We start from the raw sequence: 19,790 nt of genomic DNA, 5'->3' as shown, positions 1-19,790 counted from the left end.
CTACTTCCCCCTCGCCGCGATTAAAACGCTTTTATCTCGAACAAAATTTAACCACGAAAGATCAACACGCCCTAGTATGAAGGCGATAAGCGCGGCAAATGCACCACCCGCACGCTCTTTTGCCCACGAGCCACCAATAGCGACAGCAAACAAAAGGTGAAGGTTAACGATGATCCCCCAACCGATGTTTTCCATAATGGAGCCTAATGTTTCAATGGCTCCAACGCCCCCCGCATACATTGCGACAACTTTACCTAGTGATATCATGATACCCGCGGCAGGCATCACCGCGATAACAACGATAAGGGATTTCCCAAACCGTTGCCAAAAATCAAACGACAGTAACTTACTCATAAATGATTCCTTGTTTTAAATGCAGGGTAGCCTTATCAAGTTCCTGCGATAAATATAATCTAGTGTTTTTTTACAAATATATACGCTGCATAAGCTGGGGCAATTTGCGTCGCTATAAAATCCGAACGAACGTGTTCATTGTTGATATTCTGATTATCAAGTACTAACTCGCCTAATTGCGCGCAGTCGATATCAACGACGTTCTCTTGTGGACTTAAATTGGTAATAATGGTCCATGTCATATCTTGAGTAATACGATGATAAGCATAGATATTAGGATCGTTAGGTAGCAGTAATTGATAGCGTCCAACCACTAAGCTTTCATTTGATTTACGCAGAGCAATCAACTGCTTATAAAAATTCAAAATCGAATTTAGATCGTTCTGTTGTTGCTCGACATTGATATCTGCGTATTGTTGATTAGCTGAAAACCAAGGTTGCACCTCAGAAAAACCGGCAAAATCCTGGTCACTCCATTGCATTGGCAAGCGACTATGGTCACGTGATACTTGATTCAACAACGCTAAGATATCTGCATCGCTTTGACCTTGTTGAGATAGCTTTTGAATTAAATTTCTAGCAGACACATCATTAAATTCGTCAAGAGAAGTAAACTGATGATTTACCATGCCGATCTCTTGGCCCTGATAAATAAACGGAGTGCCTTTCATCAAAAAATAACAAGTTGCTAACGCGGTAGCACTGCCATACCAATAATCAGGGTCAGCAAAGGTATCAATACTACGAGCTTGATCGTGGTTTTCTAAATAAAGCGCATTCCAGCCTTTGCCTTCTAATGCATCTTGCCAACGCGATAAAATGCGTTTGAACTCCACGAGATCAAAATGCTCATTGCTTTGCTCTTCCGACCATAGCTTCATGTGTTCAAACTGAAAAATCATGTTAAAAACACCACCTTTATCATGCTCGGTAGCTTCGGCCACCCAAGGTAATGCATTGTCAGCAGTTACTCCATTTGCCTCACCTACGGTCACAATATCAAAGGGGGCAAACGCCTGCTCTTTTAACTCATACAGATGCTTCTCAATACCTTTCACATTCATGTGATAATCAAATGAAGAAACATAATCTTCACCCTTTGGGTTGGGTAAAGAAGGTAAACCAGCTTGCTTCTGAATATGGCTAATCGCATCCACACGGAAACCATCAATACCACGTTCCAACCACCAATGAATCATTTTAAATAGTGCTTGCTTAACTTCCGGGTTTTCCCAATTAAGATCAGGCTGTTTTTTAGAGAACAGGTGCAAATAATACTGTGCTGTTTTGTTGTCATATTCCCATGCGCTACCATGAAAAATACTTTCCCAGTTATTTGGTTCGCAAGTCGGTTTTTCAGCTGTAGGCTCACAACCATCACGCCAAATATACCAATCACGCTTAGGGCTATCTTTGTTATCTCGAGATTCGATGAACCATGGATGCTCATCGCTGGTGTGGTTGATCACTAAATCCATAATAATGCGAATGCCACGTTCATGAGCAGCAGTGATTAATTTATCCACATCCTCAAGGGTTCCAAAATCTGGGTGAATGGCTTGATAGTCACTAATATCGTAACCGTTATCATCATTCGGTGATGCATAAAATGGACAAATCCATATTAAATCAATGCCCAAATCAGCAAGATAATCGAGCTTGGCAATGATTCCCTTAATATCACCAATACCATCCTGGTTCGTATCGTAAAAACTACGGGGATAAATTTGGTAGGCGGTCGCTTTCTTCCACCACGCGAGTGGTTTTTCGAGCATATTATTGGCGTATGTCATCTATTTTACTGTGTGTGTTATCGTTAACACATGAGGTTAAATGGAATTTATGTAGACTCAATACAATTTTAAAGAAACTGTGAGATCCCCCCCCATAGCCTCAAAGGAACCGTGAGCTTTCTCTCATTTTTAATTCGAATGAGCCTTCAACTGAACTGAAGTCGCGCTTTATCAATTTTTTAACAGCTTGATAGCCCACTTGATAATAATTAAAAGCGACAGTAGTAAGACTGGGGATTAATAAATCGCTGTAGTCATAGTCTCCCATGCCTACAATCCATAAGTTATGACCAATTTTTAATTGCTGTTCTTTGGCGCGACGATATAAACGAATGGCAATATTATCGGTGGCACAAAAATAGACATTATTGGGCTGCAATTGAATTGCTTGGTAGCCGTTTTTTTCCTCGGAATTGGCCAGTGCTTGCAACGAAAAATGCAACTCAGGTACGGTTTCGGTGATGGTTTTCTGCATCAATTTCGTGCGGCTTGAAAGCATGCGCTCATCATAAATATAATGTACGGCTGCAAGCGGTGCCTGCTGCCGTTTTAACTGAGCTATAGTTTGTGATACCAGTCCTTCAATAGCAGCTTGATCTGGGTAATATAAGCAGCAATGGTGCGGTGTGTTTTTTCCAATAAACAACACATTGTCTAAGGTTTGATAATACGCCTCTTCGACACTGTGTTTTGAAGCAATAATAATAGTGCCCAATGCATTTAAACCATTAAACTCTCTCACAGCTTGGCATTCTGACTCATGATTGAACCCTGAGGCATGAAAAAGCATTCGTACTTGTGATTCATTGGCTGCAGCCAGCGCCCCTTTAATAACCAAACTCGTTGTATGTGACTCAATACGAGGAGCGACGAAACCAATAATATTAGATTGGCTACGAATAGAACGAGCAAATATATTAGGTGTGTAATGACTTTCTTTGACGATAGCATCAATTTTAAGGCGATTTTCAGCCGAGACATAGCCGTCATTAAAGTAACGTGACACAGTCATTGTTGAAATCCCAAGCTGTCTTGAGATCTCTGCCATGGTCATTTTTTTACTCATCACATTTTTCCTTCAATAATGCATTATTGCCATATTATCCAATATATTGGCGGACAACACAGTAAAAAACATTCGCCTTAATAGAAGGCAGCCCCTTCTCCTAGCGGGAATAAGTGCAATGGATCCCTTAATCTTGATAGCAGCGCTTCATGCTCGCAGCAATGTTTTTTATATCGTGCTTATTCCCATTTTCTGCGAGTTCTCAGCCAACTTAAGTGCTTCGGCTTTAAATTCGGGAGCATGTTTGATTCGTGTTTTCTTGGTTGTCATTGTTCACCTCGTTAGTGATTGTACTCACTTAACGCAGTGTCCAAAACTGATGGTGCGGATCATGATTACATGTAACATACTATTGATAATTATTGTTCAAGAACACCTTTGTGAATGAACAATAAAGTACGCTCGTTAGAAATTGGCGAAAGATAATATAGTTAGCCCGTAAGAAGGGGCTTTCTAAGGGAGCTCTGCATAGTAATGTCTTTATCGGGCTGAAATTAACTCCATAAAAACAACAAGTTATGCATTGTGAGCAAACTCTATTGTCTGAATTTGCTCTTATGGGCAAACATTCTCTGCTACGGGCAATCTTTATTGTCTCTACACACTTACACCCACTGGCCAGCGACAAAGCCAGAACTCCAGCACCATTGGAAATTGTAGCCTCCCAACCAGCCAGTTACGTCCATCACTTCACCAATAAAGTAGAGGCCAGAGACGCTCTTACATTCCATGGTTTTTGAAGATAGGTGGTTGGTGTCCACGCCTCCTAGGGTTACTTCGGCCGTTCGGTAGCCTTCGGTACCATTGGGTGCAATGGCCCAGTTCTCTAAGTGCTCAACAATACCGTTAAGCTGCTTTTCATTGAACTGCTTAAGTGGCTTGTCTTGCAACTCTTTACGGTCAATCAGCACCTCAACAAAACGTTTTGGCAGTGCTTTAGCCAAGGTGTTTTTTAGGCTCTGGTTTGGGTGCTTCTCGCGAGAGTTTGCCAATAGCTCAGCCACATCCACTTCAGGCACGAGATTAATCGAGACTGATTGACCCGCTTTCCAGAACGAAGAAATTTGCAGTACCGCTGGGCCAGATAAGCCACGGTGAGTAAACAGCAGTGCTTCTTTAAATAAGGTGCCGTCTTGCGCGGTGATCTCGGCAGGAATGGCGATACCAGAAAGCTCAGCGAAGTCTTCTTTGTCTTCTTTGTGCAGAGTGAATGGCACTAACCCTGCCGTTGTTGGCACGATAGACAAACCAAATTGCTCAGCAATTTTATAGCCAAACGGCGTCGCACCCAATTTCGGCATCGATAAACCGCCCGTCGCCACAACCAGCGAGTCACACTCAACCTCATCCGTGTTGAGGTGCATCTTGAAGCCAGCGTCTGTTTTCTCAATCGAGTGCACATCACAGCGGTAGCGCTGCTCAACTTTCGCTTGCTGACACTCTTCAAGTAACATGCTGACAATGTCTTTGGCTGTGTGGTCATTAACACAGAAGAGTTGGCTGTGATCGCGCTCTTCAAACTCAATACCGTACTTGCTCACCATCGAGATAAAATCCCAGTTGGTGTATTGCGATAAAGCCGACTTCACGAAGTGAGGGTTATTACACAGGAAGTTGTTTGCAGAGACGTCATAGTTAGTGAAGTTACAACGACCGCCACCTGAGATTAAAATTTTTCTGCCGGGTTTCTTTGCATGATCGACCACTAGCACTCGTCGGCCGCGTTTGCCCGCTTCTGCTGCACACATTAAGCCTGCGGCACCCGCGCCAATTACGATTACATCAAATTTCTCACTCATTGGGGTTCTGCTTTCTTCACTTTGGCATCCCGAGTACGCCCTGTTCTCAAAATGCCGTCAATAAAAAAGGATGTGCATAAACAGCACATCCTTACTAATTGCTCGCTATTTTAACGGCAATTTTAAACTTTGCAATTGATGTTCAACTGTACAATTTGCAGGCAGCAACAAAACCACTACTTGCTTAGCGAACCAACAACCTAAGCTTTACAGCCAAACCTAAGTTCTACTTTACACGCGCTAATACCTTAGACGATGAAAGAAGACAGCAGGGTAAAACCCAGCAGAGCCACAGACAGTATGAATAACTGTCTTACACGATCACACTTAGCGGTGAATACTTCATCGTGGTGATGGTGATACTCTTTGCTTTTAATGTAACTGAACAAACGAACCTGTTTGGTCACATTGCCATGGGTTGTGAAAAACCCTCTGCCATCGACTTGTTGATAAAGCAGTGGGTGTGCTTCTCGCATTATATAAATAAGTGTTCTTAGCGCCGTAAAATAACGCGCCCAGTTCACGCAAGTCACAACCATTAGTGCAAATAGAATAGTGTCGCCGCTGATCATCCTTTCCTCCCTACATCTTCATAAGAAAACTCAAAAGAAAAAGATAATCAGTGTCTTTTTCTTACAGCCTAGACTGCAGGAGCATCCATGATTGAAGATGAACCATCTTTTGCCAATTGCGCTAGGTCTTTATCAATGAAGAACAGTGCCTTACCATCTTCACCAACCAGCTCTAGCTTATCCAATACACCTTTAAACAACTTCTCTTCTTCGTGCTGCTCGGCAACGTACCATTGCAGGAAGTTGAAGGTTGAGTAATCTTGGGTGCTGAAAGCAACGTGAGCCAGTTTGTTGATTTTTTCAGTAATCATCTGCTCATGTTCATAGGTTTCACGGAATACGGCACCCAGGCTTTCGAATTCATGTTTTGGCGCTTCAATCGCACCTAGAATTGGCATGGCTCCTGTCTCACTTACATAAGTGAACAGACGCTGCATATGTTCCATTTCTTCTACGGCATGAACTCGCAGAAACTCTGCGGCACCTTCGAATCCTTTATCTTCACACCAAGCACTCATTTGTAAGTATAGATTGGATGAGAAAAATTCTAGATTAATTTGCTCGTTCAGTTGCTCAACCATAGTTTTAGACAGCATTTAAGACTCCTAATTACATCCCTAATTATCTCTACTATATCACTATTTTATTAATATCTCGCCGACCATTAGTGAGCGCATAGTTAGGACGATCGTTACGCAAGACAATGGATATGGGATCACCTCAGCAAAAAAAGGCGCCACATAGTGCTAATCTTTAACCAGACAATGAATAAGGAGCTAGCGATATGAGTTACAAACATATTTTGGTCGCCGTCGATTTATCAGATGACAGCAAATTAATTGTCAATAAGGCGGTCGCACTGGCGAAGCCATTGGATGCAAAGGTCTCTTTTATCCATATCGATATTAACTACGCAGAGCTTTATACCGGCCTAATTGACATCAACATGGCAGAGACTCAACACAACGCGATGGAAGCCTCGCGCATTCAGCTGCAAAATTTTGCAGAACATGCCCAATACCCGATCACCCACACCTTAGTCGGCAGTGGTGATTTGAGTCATGAGTTATGTGACACCATCAACGAGTTCAATGTTGATCTAGTGGTCTGCGGTCACCATCAGGATTTTTGGAGCAAGCTGCTCTCTTCGACACGCCAACTGATCAACGCCTCACCGGTTGATATGCTGGTCGTGCCTCTGAGAGATTCAGAAGACTAATGAATTAAGGTTAGGTAACATACGACTCATATTTTATTAACGATATTTTACTATGAGCTATTTAGCGGGCATTACCCTTTTATGGGCCTTCTCCTTTAGCCTGATCGGCGTCTACCTTGCTGGTCAGGTTGATTCTTGGTTCTCTGTTTTAATGCGTATTGCCCTTGCTGGCATCGTCTTTCTTCCCTTCCTTAAGTTTCGCGGTGTCTCGCGCAAGCTGATCGCTAAATTGATGGCGATTGGCGGCATTCAACTTGGGTTGATGTACTGCTTTTACTATCAGTCTTTCTTGCTGCTGTCGGTGCCTGAAGTTCTACTCTTTACTGTACTCACCCCCATCTATGTCACCTTGATTTACGATTTCCTTAAAGGGCAATTCTCGCCTTGGTATCTGGTCACTGCCGCGATTGCGGTATTGGGTGCGGTGCTGATTAAATTTGCGGGCATCAATGACAACTTTTTAATCGGCTTCCTTGTCGTGCAAGGCGCTAATCTGTGCTTCGCTATCGGTCAGGTGAGCTACAAAGTGATGATGGAAAACGAGCAGCAAGAACTGCCTCAACACACGGTATTTGGCTATTTTTACCTCGGCGCTTTCTGCGTGGCAGCGGTGGCTTTCCTGTTACTGGGCAACCCTGAAAAACTGCCGACGACCTCTCTTCAATGGGGGATCCTGATCTACCTCGGCGTGATCGCGTCAGGGCTAGGCTACTTTATTTGGAATAAAGGGGCGTGCATGGTGAATGCGGGTGCACTGGCGGTGATGAACAACGCTTTGGTTCCTGCTGGTCTGGTGGTGAACATCTTGATCTGGAATCGAGATGTCGACTTAGTTCGATTGTCGATTGGCGGCAGCGTGATCTTGCTGTCTTTGTGGGTCAATGAGACTTGGGTAAAGAAGCGTGTCGCGAGATCCGCTTTACACACCACCTACAACCCAAGCGACACACAGGTAAAACCCAAGCGACACACATGTAAAATATGAGCGGATGGGCAAACTTCAGTTCCCAAAAAAGCAAAAGAGCGACCTAAGGTCGCTCTTTTTAAATGCATGCGTGATTCAACGTCAGTGAATATGATTCACCACCATCGATGAACTATCGACAAAGGCTGAATTATCAAGTTGTAGGTTGATACGCTCAAGTTTACCTTCCATCTTCTGGCTTTTCTTAAACAGCTTTTGCTGCTTCTTAACCATCTTCGCGAGCTTTTTGTTGTACTTCTGTTGTTTCTTAGTCGCTTTTTTTGCCCGCTTAAGCTGTTTTTTCTCATCCTTTTTCAACGATAACTTTTTCACTTTGGCTTTATTTGATGACAACTTATTTAATGCTTCCCTGTTTGATGAGGCTTTGCTCGTGAGACTTGCAATACTAGGGTCAAACACTTGTACGGCGGCGTCCGAAGTCTCTGCGACATCAGCCAGCGTCACCTCTGGTTGAGGCAAAGTTTGCGCCAGCAGGCCACACGCGGCTTTCTCTGCGACAGGCTTATTTTGACAACCCAGCGGAGGAATAGCGGCCGGTTTGCATAGATTCGCTTCGTCCGCCGATGAACGCGCACAAGAGCGACACACAAACTTGGGCTCAGTTACCAAGCTATGGATCTCACCTAGGTGTTCAGTGATATCTCGACGGTTTAACTTGCAAAAGCGTTTAGCCATGCGACAACTCCAGCTAAGAACAGTAATGATTCTTAGTTAGATATACATCCGTAACGCGACTATCGCAAGTGTTAAATGGTGATTTATCGAATTTATGACGGGAGGTTTTCTTAGCGTTGTATCTAAGTCATTGATGCTTTCACATAGACATCGAAACGGTTCTTTTTGGTTTCAATCGCCATACTCGGCTTCTGCTCGTCCAACCACGCTGCGTAATCGGGTCTTTTGACCACCACGCGTTTTGACGCCAGCTTCATCGCGGGTTTGAATAAGCCATCAGCATCGAGATCAGCACCGACCAAAGATTGGAATACGCGCATCTCTTTTTTGACCAACGCCGATTTCTTTTTGTTCTCAGGGTGTGGGTACATTGGATCAAGGTACACTACATCCGGCTGCTCGAAGTTAGGGTCATTGCACAGCTTATCTAACGCATCATGGCTCGAAGCATGAATCAACGTCATACGCTCAGTGACCCAACCACCGATATCAGGGTCTTGCTGGGCTCGCTGTAAGCCATCATCAAGCAGTGCAGCGACCACAGGGTGACGCTCAACCATTTGCACCTTACACCCTAGAGAAGCCAACACAAACGCGTCTCGCCCTAAGCCAGCAGTCCCATCAAGAATGGTTGGTGTTGCCCCTTTATTAAGCCCCGCCGCCTTTGCAATCGCCTGACCTTTACCGCCACCGAACTTACGTCTGTGACCAACCGCACCTCCCACTAAATCAACAAAGATAGCGCCAAGCTTTGGCTCATCGACTTTACGTAATTCAAGTCGCTCGCCAGTCAGTACCAAGGCAAATTCGCTGCTTTCATCATGAGATAAATTCCAACGGGTCGCTAAGTCATTTAAATGATCGATTTGGGTAGCATCTTCGCAAATCAGTTGTAGTTGCAAGGTCGTCTCCAACAGACAGTGGTGTTCAAAACAAAAGAGGCAACCAGTTTACCTGATTGCCCCCATAATACATATTAGCGCTGCAAAACATATTCACACGACTAAGCTCAAGCTATTGGTACTGCGAACCATTGATACTGTAAGCCGTGTATTACCAATTATACATATTACTAACTATGCATTATGAACCGTGCACAACAAACCATGCTCAAAGCAAGACGCAGGATCATCGCATGTTCATCAATATAGAACACTCTAAGGAGAGCCCATCACGGTCCAACTCTGACGCCAACCCCTTATGGAAATCGTCCGTCCAAAAAAAACCTTGATGGTAAGAGTGAACAATCAACACATCTTTGCTCTGCGCGGAACCCAAAATACTCCAACACATCGCAATAAAAAATAACCAAATTCGCACTGAGTTCACCCTAAGCCTATTGTTGCTGCTAATATTATCACCCTTGGCTATGATGTGTACTCTAGCCCACCTGTTTCATTCAATCTAAGGATTATCCATGTCCACAACCACCGCTCGTCTGGATGACCTAGACCGTGCCATTCTCAAAACCTTGATGGAAGATGCGCGCACTCCTTATGCCGAGATGGCTAAGCAGTTCGATGTCAGCCCCGCAACCATTCACGTGCGCATCGAAAAGATGAGATCGGCAGACATTATTGAGCGAACAGAAGTTGTGGTAAACACCAAAAAGCTAGGTTACGACGTGTGTTGCTTTATTGGTATTAACCTCAACGCTGCCAAAGACTACCACTCGGCGATCGCTAAGCTGAATGCATTAGATGAAGTGGTTGAAGCCTACTACACCACTGGTGCTTACAATATCTTTGTAAAGCTGATGTGTAAGTCGATCGAAGAGCTGCAATTTGTGTTGATCGATAAGCTGCAAGCGATCGATGAGGTGCAATCAACGGAAACCCTGATCTCGTTGCAAAACCCCATCAATCGCAATGTGAATCCATAACATTCATGTCGTCTTGTTTGGCATCAAGTGCAGACAAAAAAAGAGCCTCTAACTAGAGGCTCCCTTGGTAATTACATTTTAATAAAACAATTACTTACAACAACTAAGCGTTAATTCCCGCGTGACGCAACATCGCATCAATTTGTGGTTCTCGACCACGGAAACGTTTGAACAGCTCCATCGGCTCTTCACTGCCGCCCATCTCAAGAATATTGCTCAGGAAGCGATGACCGGTTTCAGCGTTGAAGATGCCCTCTTCTTCAAATGCTGAGAACGCATCTGCTGAAAGCACTTCTGCCCACAAGTAGCTGTAGTAGCCTGCGCTGTAGCCACCCGCAAAGATGTGACCAAAGCTGTGAGAGAAACGGTTCCAATCTAGGCTTGGCAGTACCGACACCTTAGATTTTACGTCGGCTAGCGTTTCTAGTACACGAGCACCCACTTCTGGGTCATATTCGGTGTGCAGCGTGAAATCGAACAGACCAAACTCCAACTGACGCAGGATAAACATCGCCGACTGGAAGTTCTTCGCCGCGAGCATCTTCTCTAGCATCTCTTTTGGTAGTGCTTCACCGGTTTCGAAGTGACCCGAGATAAACGACAGCGCTTCTTCTTCCCAGCACCAGTTCTCTAAGAACTGACTTGGCAATTCAACCGCATCCCAAGGCACACCGTTGATACCCGCAACCGCGCCCGCTTCTACTTGCGTTAGCATGTGGTGGATGCCGTGGCCAAATTCATGGAACAAGGTCACCACTTCATCATGAGTAAATAGCGCAGGCTTATCACCAACGGGCTTGTTGAAGTTACACGTTAGGTAAGCAACCGGCGTTTGCAGCTCGCCAGATTCCGTGATGCGACGACCACGGCAATCATCCATCCAAGCGCCGCCACGTTTGTGCTCACGGGCGTATAGGTCGAGATAGAAGCTACCACGCAGGGTGCCTGTCGCATCAAAGATGTCAAAGAAACGCACTGACTCATGCCATGTATCGACGCCTTCACGCTCTGTGACCGACATACCAAACACGCGGTTCAGTACCTCAAACAAACCAGAAACCGCATTCGACTCAGGGAAGTATGGACGCAGCTCTTCATCAGAGATCTCAAACAGTTTCTGTTTCTGTTTTTCACTGTAGTAAGCGATGTCCCACAGGTTTAGCTCACCAACACCGAACTCTTTCTCTGCAAACTGACGCAGCTCTTCCACCTCGCGCTCACCTTGCGGTTTGGCTTTGACCGCAAGATCATTGAGGAAACCAAGCACTTGGTCTGGTGTTTCTGCCATTTTGGTCGACAGTGATTTTTCGCTGTAAGTGCCAAAGCCCAACATGCGCGCGATCTCGTGACGCAGCTTAAGTTGCTCGGTGATGATCTCGGTGTTATCCCACTTACCTGCGTTTGGACCACGATCAGAAGCGCGCGTTACGTACGCTTCATACAGCTCTTTACGCAGTTCTTGATTATCACAGTAAGTCATCACAGGTAGGTATGATGGGATATCCAGAGTCAGTAGGTAGCCTTGTTGCTCTTTCGATTCCGCCGCAGCTTGCGCTGCCGCCAGTGCCGATTCAGGCATACCTGCCAGTTCAGCCACGTCGGTGACCAGTTTGCTCCAGCCCATGGTTGCATCCAGCACGTTGTTGGAGAACTGAGAACCCAGCTCAGACTGGCGCTTGCTGATCTCACCGTAGCGGTGCTGTTCGTCAGCAGGTAAGCCAATGCCTGACAACTCAAAGTCACGCAGGGCATCAGTAATGGTTTTTTGCTGCGCTCGGTTCAGTGTCGCGAACGCTTCACTCGCCTTGATCGCTTTATACGCTTCAAACAAGCCTTTGTGTTGACCAACCCAAGTGCCGTATTCCGATAAAATAGGCAGGCAGCTCTCGTACGCGTCGCGCAGCTCATCGCTGTTTACGACCGAGTTCATATGGCTGACGGGTGACCAAATTCGGCTTAAACGATCATCCACTTCTTCAATCGGAGCAACCAGGTTATCCCAACTTGGCGAAGTATTACCTTCAAGTACTTGTTCTATCTTGTTGCGGCACGCTTCAATCACTTGCTCAACGGCTGGCTTAACATGCTCAGGTTTGATCTGGGAAAACGGAGGTAAGTCCGTGAAGGTTAATAGCGGATTAGACATAGAAACATTCCTTTGGCTTTAGAGACTTTCGTCTGCTTGGTAATGAGGTCGTCTTACAGTCATCAGGCTCAGGGTTGCCCTAAAAAATCACCTGCGAATAGTTAATAAATAGTGTCCAGCAGGGCAAATTTCAATAGCAGAACCAATAACTAACTGCAGATAGCTGGTGGCAGTGCCTCAAATGTTCGAGAATTTATGGGCCATTGAGGGTTATAATGAACAGATGATACCCATCTACACTAACCACACTCTATATCGTGAGTGTTACGAGAGTATAATTTGTTAAGTTATCGCCACAGCTTCCACGCGGGCAACCATGCCGACGTGGTCAAGCATATCGTACAGAGCCTTATTCTTAATTCTTTGAAACAGAAGGATAAGCCTTTTGTTTATCATGACACTCACTCTGGTGTAGGTCGCTACGACTTAACGCATGAATGGTCTGAAAAGACTGGCGAATACAAACAAGGTATTGCTCGTGTGTGGGATAAAAAAGATATCCCACAAGACATTCAAAGCTACCTTGAGTCTATTTCCATTCTAAACAATGGCGAAAAACTGCGTTATTACCCAGGCTCGCCACGTGTTGCACGTGCACACCTGCGTGACCAAGACCGTATGGTACTGACTGAGCTGCACCCTGCTGATCACCCACTGCTTGAGCAAGAGTTCCACCGCGATCGTCAGGTGTCTATCTACAAAGAAGATGGCTTCCAGCGCTTGAAGGGCAGCCTGCCACCCAAAGAGCGTCGTGGTTTGGTGCTGATCGACCCGCCTTACGAGCTGGCAAGAGAGTATCGCGATGTGGTGACAGCCATCGCTCAAAGCCACAAGCGCTGGGCAACCGGCATCTACGCCATTTGGTACCCGGTCGTAAACCGCTGCGATATCGAAGATATGATCGAAGGCCTTGAAGGCTTAGGCATCAACAAGATTCTACAAATCGAACTTGGCGTATCACCAGACACCAACGAGCGCGGCATGACAGCCTCAGGCATGATAGTAATCAACCCACCGTGGAAGCTAGAAAGCCAAATGAACGAGATCCTGCCATTCTTGAAGCAAGCCATCGCCCCTGCGACCGGTCACTTCAAAGTCGAATGGATCGTTCCTGAATAATCATTTTTGTTATTGAATCCATAACAAAGTCTTCAAAGCGTAACGAGCCGATCGTTACGCTTTTTTCTATATTTTAAAAATATCTCCCCCATCGTCCTCTTTTCTCACTGCCCCTCGCCTTAAGGGAGTAAATAAACGAATTCTTAGAGTGGAACCCTATCTAACTTCCGCTTTGTTGCTGTCTCATCGCTATTTATCATAAACAAGGTCACTTTTTCCCATTTAGTAAATTGCTAGACTCGATTTATGATAGCAGCATAGGATAGGTAACAATTGATGGTGATAGCGTTGAGTTCATTGATGCTCACCCCAATGTAATTGTTATCAAAAAAATTAATAAGCTCTTGGAGAAAGTAATGGCGACTCATTTTGATTACATCTGTATTGGTGGCGGCAGCGGCGGCATCGCATCAGCTAACCGTGCAGCGATGTACGGCGCAAAAGTTGCACTTATCGAGGCTCAAGACCTTGGTGGTACTTGTGTCAACGTTGGCTGCGTGCCTAAAAAAGTTATGTGGCACGGTGCTCAAGTTGCTGAAGCGATCAACCTATACTCTGAAGATTACGGCTTTGACGTTGACGTAAAAGGCTTCAACTGGAGCAAACTGGTTGAAAACCGTCAAGCGTACATTGGCCGCATCCACCAATCTTACGATCGCGTTCTTGGTAACAACAAAGTAAACGTAATCAAAGGCTTTGCTAAGTTCGTTGACGAGAAGACTGTTGAAGTAAACGGTGAACACTACACTGCAGATCACATCCTGATCGCAGTAGGTGGTCGTCCAACGATTCCAAACATCCCAGGTGCAGAATACGGCATCGATTCAAATGGCTTCTTCGACCTAATGGAGCAACCTAAGCGTGTTGCGGTTATCGGCGCGGGCTACATCGCAGTTGAGATCGCTGGTGTTCTAAGCGCGCTTGGCACAGAAACACACCTGTTCTGCCGTAAAGAATCTCCACTACGTAGTTTCGATCCAATGATCATCGAAACGCTAGTAGAAGTAATGGAAGCAGAAGGTCCAACACTTCACACGCACTCAGTGCCTAAAGAAGTTGTGAAAGAAGCGGACGGCACACTGACTCTGCACCTAGAGAACGGCAACACACAAAACGTTGACCACCTAATCTGGGCTATCGGTCGCCACCCAGCAACTGACGCTATCAACCTAGCATCAACGGGCGTTGAGACGAACGACCGTGGCTACATCAAGGTCGACGAGTTCCAAGCGACTAACGTTCCTGGTATCTACTGTGTTGGTGACATCATGGAGGGCGGTATCGAGCTAACTCCTGTAGCTGTTAAAGCAGGTCGTCAGCTTTCTGAGCGTCTATTCAACGGTCAAACCAACGCGAAGATGGACTACAACCTAGTGCCTACTGTTGTATTCAGCCACCCACCTATCGGCACGATCGGTCTAACGACTCAAGAAGCTGAAGAGAAATACGGCAAAGACAACATCAAGGTTTACACTTCGGGCTTCACTGCGATGTACACAGCAGTCACCAAGCACCGTCAACCTTGTAAGATGAAGCTAGTCTGTGCTGGCGAAGAAGAGACTGTAGTTGGCCTACACGGCATCGGTTTCACGGTTGACGAAATGATTCAAGGCTTCGGCGTGGCAATGAAGATGGGCGCAACCAAAGCAGACTTCGACTCTGTTGTGGCGATTCACCCTACGGGCAGCGAAGAATTCGTGACCATGAGGGGTTAGTGTAGGAAAAGCATCTTACACACGTAAATAAATCTGGAAAATAATTAATCACTGTCCATACTGGATAGATGGACAGTGATGTTTTTCAGGATGATTTATGACATACCTTGTACACTCCAGCGATATTTTCAAAGAGACTGAGCTACAAAAACTGGATAATGGTACATTCCATTGCCTCCCTTCCAATGAAAATATAGGTTCGCTGCCAACCCTCTTTTCGCAAGATGGTGTTTTCAATCACGAAGCCAACAGCTACCTGTTTTATCTCAAAGCCGTAAAGAAGGCAAAAGACCTATCCCCCTGTGCGCAGGCTTTGCGTGCCTACTACCAATTTCTTGAGGATAAAGGGTTGAATTGGGATAAATTCCCGCCAGTCAAACGGCTAAAACCAACTTACCTATACCGTTCTCACCTGCTCAAGCAAATAAAGCAAGGCGAGCTTGCACACAGCACAGCCAGTGTTCGTATGAACCAAATCGTCAATTACTATAAGTGGCTAATGCATGATGGTTACTTACGCGTAAAGAATGAGAAGAAAGCGCCATTCAAAATGGAGTTTGTCTCTGTTCAGAACAGTGGGATGCTTGCCCACATATCCCCAACTTTCATTGTTGAGACCAGTGATTTACGCATAAAGGTTCCGAGGGATGCAGATAGTAAAAACATCAGGCCACTATCTCCATTAAGCCGTGATGCTCTTGGTATTTTAACTCAACATCTTCCACAAACGTCTGAAGAATTACGCTTACAAGCCTTGCTTGCAATTGATACTGGAATGCGAGTTGAAGAAGTAGCCACGCTATCATTAGATGCGTTAGATACTGTAACTCCGCTTGCTGAGAGCCAACATCGCTTTGAGATTCTGCTATGCCCCCGCTCAACAGGCGTACAAACCAAGTTCCTAAAAACTCGGACTGTCGAGATTTCATCGGACTTGCTCCAAGCATTGAATGAGTATCGAATTTCAGAACGCCGCCTGAAGCGTACTACTAAGCTCAACGAGAAAATAGAACAATTAGACAGCGATGCTCCCCCCTTCAACCAGAAGACCATTGAAATACTGGATCGCTGTGACCGTCATGAACCACTATTTGTTAGCCAACAAGGCAACCCTGCTACGGGGAAATCCATTGAAGCTCGATGGATTGAGTTCAGGGCAGAAATAAAACAGGCAGAGTCATCATTTTCCCATCGCTTCCATGATTTACGCGCCACCTATTGCACCTATCGCCTCAGTGACTTGCTAGAAACTGGATTGCCAATTGTTGACTGTATGGAGCTTCTGATGGGCTGGATGGGGCATAAAGATGAAACTACGACTTGGAAGTATTTACGCTTTCTAAAACGCAAAGAGGTGTTCAAAGTGAAGTTTGGCATCCTCGATTCCATCATGCACAACGCGCTGGGAGGTGACGATGACTGAGCCAACCTACCTTTCTGGCTGGAAACCAGATCTTTGCTTTCAACTAAATATTAACAACAACGTTTTAGCTGACTTGAACCGCCTATTATTTAAAAATTTTCCTCCAACTAACAAGCTACAGCAAGGTCATCAATTCGAGAACGCTAACCGTGGTGAGTTTGTTCTTAAGTTAAAAGAAATAATTAGTGAAAAGTTAGATGAAGGTTCCAGCCATATCTCTATATATGGAATTTTTCTTGAGTCATCACAATATCTTCGATGGTGCGATGAAGAAAATCATGCAGCTTTTAGCCAACATTCATTGGAAGGCTATATGGAACATTTGCAAACTCGTGTCATGCTAGGGGAATTAAAAAGGGGCACTTATAAGCTTAGACGAGGGAACATGGTGACGCTGTTCACCAGATACCTTGATTTACCAAACCACTACTTTAATAACGTGGTTATCATGGATAATAGCGATCGAGAACCATTTGAGGGCTATACACGTAGCGATTTAAATCAACTACTTCCTTTCCTAAGACGTCTCTTCAATCAAACCTGTTCGCAGTTTATCGAAGACCCAGACAAGCACATTCATGCATCAAAGGTTACACCAACTATGACCTTTGAATGGCTAGGCGAAAAATATCAACTTTGTGGGGGCATATCTAAGATGATGTGTGCTGCTACATACCTGTTGGCTTATTACACTTATGCCAACACAAGCTCCCTATTGCAACTAAGGCAGCCCAGCAATGCTTCGATATCTACTGGTGAAGTCTGGTACACAATGCCTGCTTTCAAACGTCGTGCCTTTAAAACCATTCAAATTGAAATTGGTGAGCATGAATTAGAGATCCCCAAGTATGCTATGACTTTTTTCGACAAATTGCTTAAAGCTTCAAGAATAATAAGCACCAGCGATCAAGCAACTCTTCTTCAGACAATTGCATCGAAAAAGATACAACCACTACAAAACGGATCTCTACAGGCATTTCTTAAACACTGGGTCGAAAAAAACTTCACATTCACTGATCAAGTAGGAAGGCGTTTACGCCCTACCATTTCTCGATTTCGTGAAACAGGCTCTCAGTTAACCGCTTATCACCAAGGCGATATGGTAAATGACACCATGCTTAACAACACGCCTAGAACTCGAAAATCTCACTACAGTAAAGGGAATAAGTTGGCAAATAACGGCATGATGCAAGATACGTTGTCAATTCGGGAGGAACAGGTCAAGAGCAGGGTCAGCACCCTGCAAGCTCAGGAAAACCTCAATATAGAGGTGCTGGTCATCGAGGAAGAGAACAAGATTAACCTTCCCTATTTAAGCCGTACCTCTAATGGCGGCAGCTGCGCTTCCCCATTTGGTGAAAAGTCTCAAAAATACACCAAGAAAGCCCAAACACAGGGGCTTGCCAGGGAGGGAGAACGATTAGCCTGTGCAGACCTACTGGGGTGCTTTGGTTGTCCTGACCAAGTGATTGTACAGTCGGTCTCAGATATCTGGTGCTTGCTCTCATTCAAAGCTTGTATTGAGGAGTCACTATTCCTTCATCTGGATGCCAGCCATTATCAAAAGAACTTTAATAACATCGTACAGTTCATCGAGCAAAAAATACTACCGAACATAAATCAACACATATTGAGACAGGCTGAAACCAAACTTGATGATGATGGCCTGCACCCCGCATGGAGCGACAACGAGTCAGTTTTAAGCTTAATTCCAAAATCACCAGTCGAGGTAGGATAATGGATACATCTAAACTCTACTTACCCGATTTTCCACAGCAGCATAAGGTCACGGATGTTGATGTAGTCACGCTCTACCATGAGAGAAGATTTAAAGAGTTGGATGCCATCGTCATCTGTAAGGATAAAGACGGTAAAGTTACCGCCACCTTTGGGCAAAACAGTTGGGATTGCTTACCTTTCTCTCGAAAGAAAGGTAACAACAGTCTAAATTTTGAGGAACTTAACAGTTTCCCTACGTTACAGCGGGAACTTAAGTTATTGAGTCTTGGCTGGCTATTTAATAAGAGTCCGAAACAGAGGAAAGCAATAGAATTTTCAAGTGTGCGAAGTAGATTACGTAATATGAATGTGGTTTATAAATTCTTACTAGAAAATAAGCACAGTTCATTGAAATGTCTTTCTTCATCAGTGACATGGTCTAAGTTCGAACACTTTTTACAGGAAAGTAACTATGCCCAAGGAACCATCGAATCTACTTTTGTGGCAATAAACGCAGCCATAAATGATGAGTCATGGCACAAACTTCAACTTGGCCTCAATCCAATAAAATCGAAAACTGAAGCAAGACGGATAAGTATCAATGAAGCACAACAAACTCTTGTTATACCTGAACGTCTATGTGATGCAATTTATGGAAAAGCTATAGAATTGGTCAACGGTGCTCACCCACATAGACAATTAATTTTGGATATTGAGAAGTCTCTACAACATAACTATGAAGAGGGAGTGCGCGATCTTGAAGAAAAAATAAAGCAAGGGAACCGTTACTCCTTCATGGGTGAGAGCGGTAGCATTGATAAGCGAAAATACATTTCCGCAGCTCAAGAATTACAACCACATAAAGTAAAAGACCTTGTCGCTCCATTAGCAGCTAAAGTACCAAATATTAGACTAAAAAATGGAACGGACTTTAATCGCTACTGGGGTCAACTAACTAATGCTTGCTATATCGTTTGTGGAGGTTTTAGCGGTATGCGAAATTCCGAAATCGATAAATTAACGCCTAAAAGTTATTACAAGGATAGCTTTGAAGGACGTGATTTCCACATGCTGCAATCTCACACTTTTAAGTTAGGCCATAAGCGAGAAACATGGGTCACAGCCTCGTCTTCCAAAACTGCAATAGAGTTAATGGCCACATTAACTGAAGAATGGCGCAAAGAAATCACTTACCCAGATAAAAAATACAGAGACTCCATTTGGGTAAATAAAGCATACCGCTCCAAGCCCCCTCTGGCAGGATAGTTGTCACTGTTAAAATTTACCCAGCATGGGCGGTAATGAGTGAACCTTGTCTCGTAT

General features: G+C 44.7%; 17 protein-coding genes. 8 read left to right on the top strand and 9 right to left on the bottom strand.

Features of this window, described 5'->3' with window-relative positions; translation table 11 throughout:
- From Q1A70_RS14550 to ftnA, 6 genes are all read right to left on the bottom strand, one after another.
- The gene (locus Q1A70_RS14550; RefSeq protein ID WP_299692862.1) at positions 1 to 354 is read right to left on the bottom strand and encodes a PTS transporter subunit EIIC; all 354 of its coding nucleotides are present in this window, start codon (positions 352 to 354) and stop codon (positions 1 to 3) included.
- A 59-nt stretch (positions 355 to 413) separates the two neighbouring features.
- Entirely contained in the window at positions 414 to 2,147 is a 1,734-nt protein-coding gene (locus Q1A70_RS14545) for an alpha-glucosidase (protein ID WP_299692865.1), read from the bottom strand.
- Positions 2,148 to 2,247: 100 nt separating this feature from the next.
- Positions 2,248 to 3,213 (bottom strand): LacI family DNA-binding transcriptional regulator, encoded by a 966-nt coding sequence (locus Q1A70_RS14540; RefSeq protein WP_299692868.1) that lies wholly within the window; start codon positions 3,211 to 3,213, stop codon positions 2,248 to 2,250.
- Between the two features lie 605 nt (positions 3,214 to 3,818).
- Positions 3,819 to 5,012 carry an NAD(P)/FAD-dependent oxidoreductase gene (locus Q1A70_RS14535; protein ID WP_299692871.1) on the bottom strand — a complete coding sequence of 398 codons (1,194 nt, stop codon included), beginning with the start codon at positions 5,010 to 5,012 and terminating at the stop codon, positions 3,819 to 3,821.
- Between the two features lie 248 nt (positions 5,013 to 5,260).
- Entirely contained in the window at positions 5,261 to 5,584 is a 324-nt protein-coding gene (gene uspB, locus Q1A70_RS14530) for a universal stress protein UspB (protein ID WP_299692874.1), read from the bottom strand.
- Between the two features lie 68 nt (positions 5,585 to 5,652).
- Positions 5,653 to 6,180, bottom strand: coding sequence for a non-heme ferritin (ftnA, locus tag Q1A70_RS14525; RefSeq protein ID WP_299692877.1), 528 nt, complete (start codon positions 6,178 to 6,180; stop codon positions 5,653 to 5,655).
- Between the two features lie 188 nt (positions 6,181 to 6,368).
- Between ftnA and uspA the strand changes: the two genes are divergently transcribed.
- The gene (gene uspA, locus Q1A70_RS14520) at positions 6,369 to 6,803 is read left to right on the top strand and encodes a universal stress protein UspA (RefSeq protein ID WP_299692880.1); all 435 of its coding nucleotides are present in this window, start codon (positions 6,369 to 6,371) and stop codon (positions 6,801 to 6,803) included.
- Positions 6,804 to 6,855: 52 nt separating this feature from the next.
- Positions 6,856 to 7,788, top strand: a complete 933-nt coding sequence (locus Q1A70_RS14515) for a carboxylate/amino acid/amine transporter (protein WP_299692883.1) — start codon at positions 6,856 to 6,858, stop codon at positions 7,786 to 7,788.
- Positions 7,789 to 7,869: 81 nt separating this feature from the next.
- Here the strand turns inward: Q1A70_RS14515 and Q1A70_RS14510 are convergent, their stop codons facing one another.
- Both Q1A70_RS14510 and Q1A70_RS14505 read right to left on the bottom strand, forming a co-directional pair.
- Positions 7,870 to 8,463: a hypothetical protein gene (locus Q1A70_RS14510; protein WP_299692887.1), complete on the bottom strand. Its 594-nt coding sequence runs from the start codon at positions 8,461 to 8,463 to the stop codon at positions 7,870 to 7,872.
- A 122-nt stretch (positions 8,464 to 8,585) separates the two neighbouring features.
- Entirely contained in the window at positions 8,586 to 9,365 is a 780-nt protein-coding gene (locus Q1A70_RS14505) for a class I SAM-dependent methyltransferase (protein WP_299692890.1), read from the bottom strand.
- Positions 9,366 to 9,880: 515 nt separating this feature from the next.
- Here Q1A70_RS14505 and asnC point away from each other — a divergent pair.
- Complete coding sequence (gene asnC, locus Q1A70_RS14500; protein WP_008218581.1) at positions 9,881 to 10,345, top strand: transcriptional regulator AsnC; 465 nt, start codon at positions 9,881 to 9,883, stop codon at positions 10,343 to 10,345.
- A 103-nt stretch (positions 10,346 to 10,448) separates the two neighbouring features.
- Here the strand turns inward: asnC and prlC are convergent, their stop codons facing one another.
- Positions 10,449 to 12,491: an oligopeptidase A gene (prlC, locus tag Q1A70_RS14495; protein WP_299692895.1), complete on the bottom strand. Its 2,043-nt coding sequence runs from the start codon at positions 12,489 to 12,491 to the stop codon at positions 10,449 to 10,451.
- A 279-nt stretch (positions 12,492 to 12,770) separates the two neighbouring features.
- Between prlC and Q1A70_RS14490 the strand changes: the two genes are divergently transcribed.
- The 5 genes from Q1A70_RS14490 (at position 12,771) to Q1A70_RS14470 (ending at position 19,733) form a co-directional block, all read left to right on the top strand.
- Positions 12,771 to 13,610 (top strand): 23S rRNA (adenine(2030)-N(6))-methyltransferase RlmJ, encoded by an 840-nt coding sequence (locus Q1A70_RS14490; protein ID WP_299692898.1) that lies wholly within the window; start codon positions 12,771 to 12,773, stop codon positions 13,608 to 13,610.
- A 356-nt stretch (positions 13,611 to 13,966) separates the two neighbouring features.
- Positions 13,967 to 15,325: a glutathione-disulfide reductase gene (gene gorA / locus Q1A70_RS14485; RefSeq protein ID WP_299692901.1), complete on the top strand. Its 1,359-nt coding sequence runs from the start codon at positions 13,967 to 13,969 to the stop codon at positions 15,323 to 15,325.
- Positions 15,326 to 15,422: 97 nt separating this feature from the next.
- A complete protein-coding gene (locus tag Q1A70_RS14480) occupies positions 15,423 to 16,748 on the top strand; it encodes a tyrosine-type recombinase/integrase (RefSeq protein ID WP_299692904.1) in 1,326 nt (441 codons plus the stop codon).
- Complete coding sequence (locus tag Q1A70_RS14475; RefSeq protein WP_299692907.1) at positions 16,741 to 18,486, top strand: hypothetical protein; 1,746 nt, start codon at positions 16,741 to 16,743, stop codon at positions 18,484 to 18,486. The genes Q1A70_RS14480 and Q1A70_RS14475 overlap by 8 nt, the downstream gene beginning before the upstream one ends.
- On the top strand, positions 18,486 to 19,733 hold the full coding sequence (locus Q1A70_RS14470) for a hypothetical protein (protein ID WP_299692910.1): 1,248 nt from the start codon (positions 18,486 to 18,488) through the stop codon (positions 19,731 to 19,733). Before Q1A70_RS14475 ends, Q1A70_RS14470 begins: the two co-directional genes overlap by 1 nt.
- The last annotated feature ends 57 nt before the right edge of the window (positions 19,734 to 19,790 follow it).

The organism is uncultured Vibrio sp. (assembly GCF_947488985.1).
Taxonomy (GTDB): Bacteria; Pseudomonadota; Gammaproteobacteria; order Enterobacterales; family Vibrionaceae; genus Vibrio.
This window is presented reverse-complemented; position numbering and strand designations above follow the sequence as displayed.